Raw genomic sequence first — 8,294 nt, 5'->3', positions numbered from 1 at the left:
CGGCCGGCCTCGGCGGCGAGCGCGCGGCATACCGTCCTCGGGGTGCTCACCGACCTCGGCTTCGGCCCGGAGGTCGGGCCCGGCGACGAGGTGCGCCTGCGCACCTGCCCGATCCTCGAGTCCGCGACGACCAATCCCGATGTCATCTGCTCGGTGCACCACGGGCTCGTCGAAGGTATCCGAGGAGCCCTTGGTCGGGATGAGGGAACGGTGGGTCTCGAGCCCTTTGCGCTGCCGGGTGCCTGCCGGCTGACGCTGCCGCGCTGAGGTCAGGCGGTCGGCGACGGCGTGGCCGGCACCGCGGTCGAGACCCGCACGATGAGGCTGCGGGGCTCGATCTCGATGAGCGCGGACGAGGTCTCGCCGATGACATCGCCGTCGATCTCGACCTTTTGGGGCTCCTCGACCCCCACCTCGAGCCGCCGTGCGGTCCACCGGTCGAGCTGGGCGTGGCTCTCCGGCTTGCGGGCCAGGATGTGGGTCGCGGCGCCGGCGATCCCGTAGATGCCCTTGGCCGTGATCGCGACGACGTTGAGCTCACCGTCGTCGATGACTGCGTCCGGCATGAGCTGGATGCCGCCGGTGAGGCGGCCACAGTTGCCGGCCAGCACCGTGCGCGCCTTGCAGGTGATCGGCTTTCCACCGTCGATGACCAAGGTCGTGGTGAAGCGCGGCCGGAAGATGTGCTTGGCCCCTTGGGCGAAGTAGGCCGCGACGCCCACGCGCGCCTTGAACTGCTCGCTCGTGGCCTCCATGACGTGCGCGTCGAAGCCGATGCCGGCCATGACGAGGAAGGCCCGTCGCTCGCCACCGTCGAGGCTGATCCAACCGACGTCGATGTGCTTGTTGCGGCCACCGGTGGCCACCGCCACGGCCGCTTCCAAGGAGTCCGCGGGCAGCAGGAGGTTGCGGGCCAGCAGGTTTCCGGTGCCGGCCGGGAGCAGCCCCATGGGGATCGTCGTGCCACTCAGGACCTCGGCCACGGCGCGCACCGTGCCGTCCCCGCCCATCGCGCAGACGAGGTCGACGCCCTCCTCGAGCGCAGCCCTCGTCTGGCCGAGTCCGGGATCCTCCGCCGTCGTCTCGAGCACGAGGGGCTCGGCCCAGTCCTGAGCGGCCATGAGGGCCGTCAAGGACGCCCGGAGGTCATCGACGGAATCGACCTTGGTGGGGTTGACGACGATCGCCGCCCGCTTCGGGGGCGCCGGTGGCTCGTCGTCGACCTGGCGGAAGGAGTCGCGCGGGGGGCGGGTCCGGGCGTGACGACCACTGGCCCCGCGGCGGTCGTTGCGGATCGCCATGACGATGAGCACGAGCAGGGCGACGGCAACGATGCCGACGCCGATGGCGAGGTATCGCAGCCACTCCGGTCCCACGATGGGAACGCTATCGCACCCCTCCTGAGGGGAACCTATCCTCGGACGATGAGCGACGCGAACGACCAGATCCCGTCCGGCGAGATCGTCCCCGACGACAAGGACTGGACCTGGACCCTGACCCGGCCGTGCCCGGAGTGCGGCTTCGAGGCGTCGGCCGTCGGGCCCGAGCTGGTCCCCGGCTCGATCGCCGTCCTCACTCGCCCGTGGGCGAAGGTCCTGGCCCGCGCGGACGTCCGCGACCGTCCGGCACCGGGCGTCTGGTCCGCGTTGGAATATGCCTGCCATGTGCGCGACGTCTGCGCTCTCTTTGCCGAGCGGACCCGGCTGATGCTCACCGAGCAGTCGCCGCGCTTCGCGAACTGGGACCAGGACGCGACCGCGATCGAAAAGTCCTATCGGCGTGCGGATCCCGACGTGGTGGCCGGTGAGCTCGCCGCTGCGGCGCAGGCCTACGTCGAGTCGTATGCCGGTGTGTCGGGTGAGCAGTGGGATCGCCCCGGCGTGCGCAGCAACGGCTCGGAGTTCACCGTCCTGACCCTTGGGCAGTACGGCCTGCACGACCTGGCTCATCACCTCTGGGATGTGCGCGCGGCACACTAGCCCCCGTGCCGTCCACGCCCCACCTGCTCGCCTTCGTCGTGGCGGCCGTCGTCATCGTCCTCATCCCCGGCCCGAGCCTGCTGTTCACCATCGGCCGAGCACTGTCGGCCGGTCGTACGGAGGCGCTGCTCACGGTCCTGGGCAATGTGCTCGGCATCAGCACCCAGATCGCCGGCCTCGCGCTGGGACTGAGCCCGCTGCTGGCGGCCAGCCCCACGGCATACCTGGTGTTGAAGGTGGTCGGGGGCGGCTATCTCATCTGGTTGGGGATCCGCACCATCGTCACCAGACGGAAGGCGACCGAGGCCCTCACCGGGGCGCTCCCCTCGACGCGACCCAGCCTGCATGCGGTGCGGGACGGCTATCTTGTCGGGCTGACCAACCCGAAGACGATCGTCTTCTTCGCGGCGCTGCTGCCCCAGTTCGTCGACCCGGGTCGGGGCAGGGTCTGGCTGCAGATGCTCGTCCTGGGCGTGATCTTCGCCGTCGTCGCCGTGCTCAGCGATGGCACCTTCGCGATCATCGCCGGGAAGGCGAGGCAGTGGTTTGCGACGTCGCCGCAGCGGCTCGAGACGATGTCGGCGGTGGGCGGGGCGATGATGATCGTCCTGGCCGTCACGCTGGTCCTGACCTAGGGGCCGTCTCCCCCCAACCCCCGAACCCGCAGAAACTGCACTATTGGTGAGTTTCGGCACCGACCCCTGCAGGAACTGCACTATTGGTGAGTTTCGGCACCAACCGCGGTTTCCCCGCCGTGGGCGCCCATCGCCCGGGAGCGCACGGCCACCACCGCTGCGCCCACCAGGAGTGTCGCGATGAGACCGAAGCCCAGGCGCGGGTCGAGCGGGATGGCGATCCCGAGGCCGCCGCCCAGGACCCAGGCCGCCTGCAGCATGGTCTCCACCCAGGCGAAGACGCGAGCGCGCGCGTGGTCGGGGATGTCGCGCTGGATGAGCGCGTCGAGTGAGAGCTTGGCGAGTTGGCTGTTGAGCCCGGCCACGAGTCCGAGGGCCACCAGCGTCCCCAAGGAGTAGAACGCAGCCGCCGCGATGGAGGTGAGGGTGGCCAGGGCAGCCATGACCGTGGCGATCGCCTCCGGTGGCGCCAACCGTCGGCGGTTGCCGATGAGGGTGCCGAGCGCGTTCCCCACGCTCGCTGCCGCGACGACGGCACCGAGGACGACGGGCCCCGACCATCCCTCGATCGGTCGCTCGCGCATGAGGAAGGCGAGGAAGAGGGTGAGGAATCCGGTGAGGGCGCGGGCCCCGGTGGTCAGCCACAGGGTGTAGCGGACCAGCGGCGGCAGGACCCGGATCCGGTTTCGCACCTTCGCGGGAGTCGCCGCTGCCGCCGGATCGGGCACCCGGTCGTCGACCTCGGCCTCGCCACGGCTGGAATCCACGACCGCCGGCAGTCGGATGGCCAACACCGTCGCGACGACGTAGATGACGAAGGCCAGGCGCAGCGACCACTCGGGGCCGATCCACGAGAGCGCCCCGGCCAGGGCCCCACCGAGCGTCATGCCGATCATCCCGACGATGTTGATCCGCGAATTCGCCCGGACCAGCGACATCGAGGGCGGCAGGAGGCGGGGGACCGCGGCGGCTCGCGCCACGGCATACGACCGGGAGGCGACGAGCGCCCCGAGAGCGGCCGGGAAGAGCCAGGCACTGTCGTCGACGAGCGCTCCGGCGAGCACCCAGGCGAGGAAGGCGCGCACCGCCACCGTCGTCCCGATGGCCCAGCGACGCCCGTGGCGGAAGCGGTCGAGGATCGGCCCGATGAGCGGCGCAAGGACGACGAAGGGGGCCATCGTCAGCAGCAGGAAGAGGGCGACCTGCCCGCGAGCCTCGTCGACCGGCATCGCGAAGACGGTGCCGGCGAGCGAGACCGTGAGCGCGGCATCGCCGGCGATCGTGACGCCGTGCAGCTCGACGAAACGGGCCAACCCGGAGGAGTCGGCGCCGTCGGCCCGGGCGAAGCGTTGGAAGCGAGCACTGGTCGCCCGACTCCCCTTGGCCACTCCATGAGCGGCGGCCCGGCCGCCGCGCCCGATGCCCCTCCCGAGGTCCCGGGCGCGTGACCGGGCCGTCCCTCGCCACCCGGAGTCGCTCACCACGCCATCCTGCCGAGTGATTCGAGCCGGAGGCGGGCGGCGATGTCGGCGACCTCGTCGATGGCACCCGACGCGATGTCATGGATGACGTCGTACGCCTCGTCGTTGGTGAAGGCCAGCCGATGGCCGTTGACCCCGACGAAGGCCGTGAGCGCGGCCAGCGACAGTCGCTTGTTGCCGTCCACCAAGGCACGGTTCCTGGCGAGCGAATGGGTCTGGGCGGCGGTCTTGAGCACCAAGGTCGGATAGGCATCCTGTCCGAAGACGCTGCTGCGCGGCCGGACGAGCGCAGACTCCAACAACCCCACGTCGCGCACATCCACCGTGCCCAGCGTCCGCCGGGCGATGTGCATGAGCAGATCGAGGTCGAGGAATCTGGTCTTCATCATCGCCCGAGGCGCTCGAGCGCGTCGGCGAAGCGGACCAGTTCGACATCGAGGATGGCGTCGACCGCGGCGCGCAGGCTGGAGCGCTCGGCCCGCTCCAGCACGGCGCGACGGACCACCTCCTGCTTCGAGATGCCCTCGTGGGTGGACAGCGCCTCGAGAGCGGTGTCCAGCTCCTCGTCGGTGCGCAAGGTCATCGCCACAACCGTCACGCTAGTCCCTGGTGGTATCGAAGTGATACCACCAGCCCAGGAGCCGCGTCCGACAGCGGTGAATGGCTTTGCACCGCGCCGATAAACTCGCGCCGTGATCGACATCCGCCTCCTGCGTGACCAACCCGACCTCGTCCGCGCCAGCCAGCGCTCCCGGGGCGAGGACGAGGGCCTGGTCGACGCGATCCTCGCGGCCGACGAGGCCCGGCGGGCCAGTCTCACCGACTTCGAGGCGGCCCGCGCGGAGCAGAAGGCGATCGGGAAGGACGTCGCCCGGGCCCAGGGCGACGAGAAGCAGGCCATCCTCGCGCGGGTCAAGGACCTCTCGGCCCGCGTCAAGGAACTCGATGCTGCCGCCGGCTCCGCGCAGGTGGACCTCGACACCCTGATGACCAAGCTCGGCAATGTCGCCGACGGCGCGCCTGCGGGAGGCGAGGACGACTTCGTGGTGCTCGAGGAGGTCGGCACCCCCCGTGACTTCGCGGCCGAGGGCTTCGAGCCCAAGGACCACCTCGACCTGGCGACCGCCCTGGACGCGATCGACATGGACCGCGGCGCCAAGGTCGCCGGTTCGCGCTTCTACTTCCTCAAGGGCGTCGGCGCCCGCCTCGAGATGGCGATGCTGCACCTGGCGATGCAGCGCGCGATCGCCGCCGGTTTCACCCCGATGATCACGCCCACCCTCGTCAACCGCACGACGATGGCCGGCGCCGGTTTCATCGACCACCACCTCGACGAGGTCTACCACCTTCCCGCCGACGACCTCTTCCTCACCGGCACCTCCGAGGTCGCGCTCGCCGGCTATCACGCGGGCGAGATCCTCGACCTCTCGCAGGGCCCCATCCGGTATGCCGGTCAGTCGAGTTGCTACCGCCGCGAGGCCGGGTCCTACGGCAAGGACACCAAGGGCATCATCAGGGTCCACCAGTTCAACAAGATCGAGATGTTCGTCTACTGCCGCCCCGAGCAGGCCGTGGCCGAGCACCAGCGCCTGCTCACCATGGAGCGGGAGATGATCGACCTGATGGAGTTGCCCTATCGCGTCATCGACGTCGCCGCGGGCGACCTCGGCGGCCCGGCGGCCCGCAAGTTCGATTGCGAGGCGTGGGTGCCGACCCAGGGCAAGTACCGCGAGATCACCTCGACCTCCAACTGCACGACCTTCCAGGCGCGCCGCCTCGGCACCCGCTTCAAGGGCAAGGCCGGCAATGAGGTTGCCGCGACCCTCAACGGCACCCTGGCCACCACCCGGTGGCTCGTCGCGATCCTCGAGAACCACCAGCAGGCCGACGGCTCGGTCGTCGTCCCCGAGGCGTTGCGCCCACTCGTCGGCCTCGACGTCCTCCGCCCGAAGGAGTAGTTCGCGAGGGGGAGCCCACCCCCCGCAGTGGTCCCTAGGCTGAGCCGTATGCCGTCCGCCCGCCTCTCGCTGCCCACTCGCGTAGGCGCGTCGCTGGGTGAGTTCTTCGCGATCGGCGACGACTGGGAGCGACCATCCCCCGCGCTCGCGCGCAGCGACTTCGTGCTCTTCGCCGCCGTCGAACTGCTGGGGCTGTTCACTCTCGAGTTGGTCCGCAGCGTCGATTCACTGACCCAGACCACGGCCCCGAAATGGGTCCAGTGGCTCACCGTCTCGCTGGGCGCCGTGCTCCTCCTGGGGCGTCGTCGGTGGCCCCTGACCGTCGCCACGCTCGGGGCGGCCCACATGTTCGTGGTCGGCGTGACGATGCCCGAGGTGATGGGCCAGTTCACCCTCCAGATCGTCTATTTCATCACGACCTTCTCGGCCGTCGCGTGGGCTCCTGACCGCCGGCTCATGCGGCTGGTCGTCGGCGCGATCGTGCTCTTCATGTTCTTGTGGATCGCGTGGCAGTTCGTCCTCGGGTCGAGCGTCCAGGAGATCGTGGACCACACCAAGGGCAAGGCGCGCACCGGGATCTTCCCGCCGGTGCCGGCCGCCGTTGCGCTCACCCTCATCGTCAACCTGCTCTTCTTCGGCGGGGCGATCGCGGCCGGTCAGGTGTCCTGGCGGAGCGCGCGCCTGCGCACGCGGCTGGGCGAGCAGGCCAGGACGATCAGTGAGCAGGCCGAGTCACTCCGGCGACGGGCCGTCATCGACGAACGCCTGCGGATCGCCCGCGAACTCCACGACGTCGTCGGGCACCACGTCTCGGTCATCGGCGTGCAGGCCGGTGCCGCGCGGCGGGTCCTCGCCAAACGGCCCGAGGCCGCAGCCGACGCCCTCGGCGCGATCGAGGAGAGCTCTCGCGAAGCGGTCACGCAGATGCGCGGTCTGCTCGGCACCCTGCGCTCGATCGAGACCGAGACCGAGACCGAGACCGAGACCGGGGCCGACGTCGAGGGTGTGTCCGGTCGCGGCCTCAAGGGTCGCGGCCCCGAGCCGGGGTTGGCCGACCTGCCCGCGCTGGTCGCCGAGCGCACGGCGTGGGGGGTGCAGACGGCATACGACATCGTCGAGAGCAGCCCGGGCGCGATCGACCGACTCAGCGGGCCGGTGAGCCTGACGCTCTACCGAGTCGCCCAGGAAGCGCTGGCCAACACCAGTCGGCACTCGACGGCGAGTTCGGCACGCGTGACCGTGCGGGTGACCGAGGACGGACCGCGCCCCCATGCCGAGGTCGAGATCGTCGACAATGGGCGGCCGAGGTCGGGCACGTCCGGGACCGGCATGGGTCAACTCGGGATGCGTGAGCGCGCGGCGACGCATCGTGGGACAGCCGAGATCGGGCCACGAGCCAGTGGCGGCTATCGAGTGAGGGTGCGAATTCCATTGGGGGAGAATCATGTCTGACAGCAGTTCCACGATCCGTGTCCTCATCGTCGACGATCAGCACATGGTGCGCTCCGGCTTCTCGATGATGCTCAGCGTCGAGGACGATGTCGACGTCGTGGGTGAGGCGCCCAACGGCCAGGTGGCGCTCGAGAAGGCCCGTGAGTTGCGTCCCGACGTCATCCTCATGGACGTCCAGATGCCCGTCATGGACGGCATCGAGGCCACCCGGGCGATCGTCGCCGAGGACCTCGCGAAAGTGCTCATCCTGACGACCTTCGACCGTGACGACTACGTCTTCGACGGGCTGCAGGCGGGTGCGAGCGGCTTCCTGCTCAAGAACGCCGGCCCCGAGCAACTGGTCGACGCGCTGCGCGCGGTCGCCGAGGGCCACGCACTCCTCGCGCCCGAGGTGACCCGCCGCGTCATCGCGGCCATGAGTGACTCGACCCCCCGGGCCGCGACCGGCCGCACGACTGGCGAGCAGGAGGCCCTGGCGCGCCTCACCGACCGCGAACGCGAGGTCCTCACGCTCGTGGCGCGCGGCCTGTCCAACAGCGAGATCGCCAAGGAACTCTTCCTCGGCGAGGCCACGGTCAAGACGCACGTCTCCAACACACTGGCCAAGCTGCACCTGCGCGACCGGGTCCAGGCCGTCGTCTTCGCCTACGAGAATGGACTGACCCAGTCCTGACCGAGTCCTCACCGGGTCCTGATCCAGACCTGACGCGGGCCGAGCATGGGTGCGACCCACGGCATACGACCCTGCGGGCAACCCGGCATACGAACTGGGTTGGGAAATGTGGGGGG

Annotated in this window: 9 protein-coding genes and 1 pseudogene; 6 read left to right on the top strand and 4 right to left on the bottom strand. The window is 70.1% G+C overall.

The window, feature by feature from the left end; all coding sequences use genetic code 11:
* A pseudogene (locus BN10_RS09780) lies at positions 1-267 on the top strand (hypothetical protein); the annotation flags it as partial.
* A gap of 2 nt (positions 268-269) precedes the next feature.
* Here BN10_RS09780 and BN10_RS09775 read toward each other — a convergent pair.
* A complete protein-coding gene (locus BN10_RS09775) occupies positions 270-1,376 on the bottom strand; it encodes a diacylglycerol/lipid kinase family protein (protein ID WP_010851083.1) in 1,107 nt (368 codons plus the stop codon).
* Between the two features lie 48 nt (positions 1,377-1,424).
* Here BN10_RS09775 and BN10_RS09770 point away from each other — a divergent pair, with 48 nt between their 5' ends.
* A complete protein-coding gene (locus BN10_RS09770) occupies positions 1,425-1,979 on the top strand; it encodes a DinB family protein (RefSeq protein ID WP_010851082.1) in 555 nt (184 codons plus the stop codon).
* A gap of 5 nt (positions 1,980-1,984) precedes the next feature.
* Positions 1,985-2,614 (top strand): LysE family translocator, encoded by a 630-nt coding sequence (locus tag BN10_RS09765; protein ID WP_010851081.1) that lies wholly within the window; start codon positions 1,985-1,987, stop codon positions 2,612-2,614.
* A gap of 80 nt (positions 2,615-2,694) precedes the next feature.
* On the opposite strand, the gene BN10_RS09760 is transcribed toward BN10_RS09765, so the two are convergent.
* From BN10_RS09760 to BN10_RS17355, 3 genes are read right to left on the bottom strand one after another with little or no spacing between them, the layout of a single operon-like run.
* Positions 2,695-4,095, bottom strand: coding sequence for an MFS transporter (locus BN10_RS09760; protein ID WP_010851080.1), 1,401 nt, complete (start codon positions 4,093-4,095; stop codon positions 2,695-2,697).
* Positions 4,092-4,484: a type II toxin-antitoxin system death-on-curing family toxin gene (locus BN10_RS09755; RefSeq protein ID WP_010851079.1), complete on the bottom strand. Its 393-nt coding sequence runs from the start codon at positions 4,482-4,484 to the stop codon at positions 4,092-4,094. The genes BN10_RS09760 and BN10_RS09755 overlap by 4 nt, the downstream gene beginning before the upstream one ends.
* Complete coding sequence (locus BN10_RS17355; protein ID WP_198014044.1) at positions 4,481-4,678, bottom strand: hypothetical protein; 198 nt, start codon at positions 4,676-4,678, stop codon at positions 4,481-4,483. The genes BN10_RS09755 and BN10_RS17355 overlap by 4 nt, the downstream gene beginning before the upstream one ends.
* 109 nt (positions 4,679-4,787) lie before the next feature.
* On the opposite strand from BN10_RS17355, the gene serS reads away from it, so the two are divergent.
* Genes serS through BN10_RS09735 form a run of 3 tightly spaced genes read left to right on the top strand, consistent with a single transcriptional unit; the run spans position 4,788 to position 8,178 of the window.
* Entirely contained in the window at positions 4,788-6,053 is a 1,266-nt protein-coding gene (gene serS, locus BN10_RS09745) for a serine--tRNA ligase (RefSeq protein ID WP_010851077.1), read from the top strand.
* A gap of 48 nt (positions 6,054-6,101) precedes the next feature.
* Complete coding sequence (locus BN10_RS09740) at positions 6,102-7,505, top strand: sensor histidine kinase (RefSeq protein ID WP_010851076.1); 1,404 nt, start codon at positions 6,102-6,104, stop codon at positions 7,503-7,505.
* Complete coding sequence (locus BN10_RS09735) at positions 7,498-8,178, top strand: response regulator (protein ID WP_010851075.1); 681 nt, start codon at positions 7,498-7,500, stop codon at positions 8,176-8,178. Before BN10_RS09740 ends, BN10_RS09735 begins: the two co-directional genes overlap by 8 nt.
* Positions 8,179-8,294 lie beyond the last annotated feature (116 nt).

It is taken from the genome of Phycicoccus elongatus Lp2, from assembly GCF_000367525.1.
In the GTDB taxonomy this organism is placed as follows: Bacteria; Actinomycetota; Actinomycetes; order Actinomycetales; family Dermatophilaceae; genus Phycicoccus_A; species Phycicoccus_A elongatus.
The sequence above is the reverse complement of the archived record's forward strand: the minus strand, read 5'-3'. Positions and strand labels throughout refer to the sequence as shown.

Excerpts from the sequence above, each read along its gene's own strand:
- BN10_RS09770 (WP_010851082.1), top strand. The coding sequence starts at position 1,425 with ATGAGCGACGCGAACGACCAGATCCCGTCCGGCGAGATCGTCCCCGAC.
- BN10_RS09735 (WP_010851075.1), top strand. The coding sequence starts at position 7,498 with ATGTCTGACAGCAGTTCCACGATCCGTGTCCTCATCGTCGACGATCAG.
- BN10_RS17355 (WP_198014044.1), bottom strand. The coding sequence starts at position 4,678 with ATGACCTTGCGCACCGACGAGGAGCTGGACACCGCTCTCGAGGCGCTG.
- BN10_RS09755 (WP_010851079.1), bottom strand. The coding sequence starts at position 4,484 with ATGATGAAGACCAGATTCCTCGACCTCGATCTGCTCATGCACATCGCC.
- BN10_RS09740 (WP_010851076.1), top strand. The coding sequence starts at position 6,102 with ATGCCGTCCGCCCGCCTCTCGCTGCCCACTCGCGTAGGCGCGTCGCTG.